This is a genomic window from Pseudomonas sp. B13(2017) (assembly GCF_002113245.1).
Lineage (GTDB): Bacteria > Pseudomonadota > Gammaproteobacteria > Pseudomonadales > Pseudomonadaceae > Aquipseudomonas > Aquipseudomonas putida_Z.
In genome coordinates, this window is the sequence record NZ_NEJX01000046.1 from 1,746 (window position 1) to 3,324 (window position 1,579).

The window sequence follows — 1,579 nt, forward strand, 5'->3', positions numbered from 1 at the left end:
CCAGCCTACCACCTTAAACCTGGACAACCAACGCCAGGCTGGCCTAACCTTCTCCGTCCCTCCATCGCAATAACTGGAAGTACAGGAATATTAACCTGTTTTCCATCGACTACGCTTTTCAGCCTCGCCTTAGGGACCGACTAACCCTGCGTCGATTAACGTTGCGCAGGAAACCTTGGTCTTTCGGCGTGCGAGTTTTTCACTCGCATTGTCGTTACTCATGTCAGCATTCGCACTTCTGATACCTCCAGCAAGCTTCTCAACTCACCTTCACAGGCTTACAGAACGCTCCTCTACCGCGTCATCAAAGATGACACCCGTAGCTTCGGTGCATGGTTTGAGCCCCGTTACATCTTCCGCGCAGGCCGACTCGACTAGTGAGCTATTACGCTTTCTTTAAAGGGTGGCTGCTTCTAAGCCAACCTCCTAGCTGTCTAAGCCTTCCCACATCGTTTCCCACTTAACCATGACTTTGGGACCTTAGCTGACGGTCTGGGTTGTTTCCCTTTTCACGACGGACGTTAGCACCCGCCGTGTGTCTCCCATGCTCGGCACTTCCAGGTATTCGGAGTTTGCATCGGTTTGGTAAGTCGGGATGACCCCCTAGCCGAAACAGTGCTCTACCCCCTGGAGTGATACATGAGGCGCTACCTAAATAGCTTTCGAGGAGAACCAGCTATCTCCGAGCTTGATTAGCCTTTCACTCCGATCCACAGGTCATCCGCTAACTTTTCAACGGTAGTCGGTTCGGTCCTCCAGTCAGTGTTACCTAACCTTCAACCTGCCCATGGATAGATCGCCCGGTTTCGGGTCTATACCCAGCGACTAAACGCCCTATTAAGACTCGCTTTCGCTACGCCTCCCCTATTCGGTTAAGCTCGCCACTGAATATAAGTCGCTGACCCATTATACAAAAGGTACGCAGTCACCTAACAAAGTAGGCTCCCACTGCTTGTACGCATACGGTTTCAGGTTCTATTTCACTCCCCTCTCCGGGGTTCTTTTCGCCTTTCCCTCACGGTACTGGTTCACTATCGGTCAGTCAGTAGTATTTAGCCTTGGAGGATGGTCCCCCCATATTCAGACAAAGTTTCTCGTGCTCCGTCCTACTCGATTTCATTGACAAGAGATTTTCGTGTACGGGGCTATCACCCACTATGGCCGCACTTTCCAGAGCGTTCCACTAATCTCAAATCAACTTAAGGGCTGGTCCCCGTTCGCTCGCCACTACTAAGGGAATCTCGGTTGATTTCTTTTCCTCAGGGTACTTAGATGTTTCAGTTCCCCTGGTTCGCCTCTTGCACCTATGTATTCAGTACAAGATACTCAGCTTGTGCTGAGTGGGTTCCCCCATTCAGAGATCTCTGGATCACAGTCTGTTTGCCGACTCCCCAAAGCTTATCGCAGGCTACCACGTCTTTCATCGCCTCTGACTGCCAAGGCATCCACCGTATGCGCTTCTTCACTTGACCATATAACCCCAAGCAATCTGGTTATACTGTGAAGACGACATTCGCCGAAAATTCGCATGTTGCTCTTTCGAGCAGAACTCACAAATTTTACCTTAGCCTGATTAACA

Annotated in this window: 1 rRNA gene (running past one end of the window); it reads right to left on the reverse strand. The window is 50.5% G+C overall.

Annotation, left to right across the window (positions count from 1 at the left end):
• Window positions 1-1,472, reverse strand: a 23S ribosomal RNA gene (locus CAG44_RS27305) (it extends 1,519 nt beyond the left edge of the window).
• Window positions 1,473-1,579 lie beyond the last annotated feature (107 nt).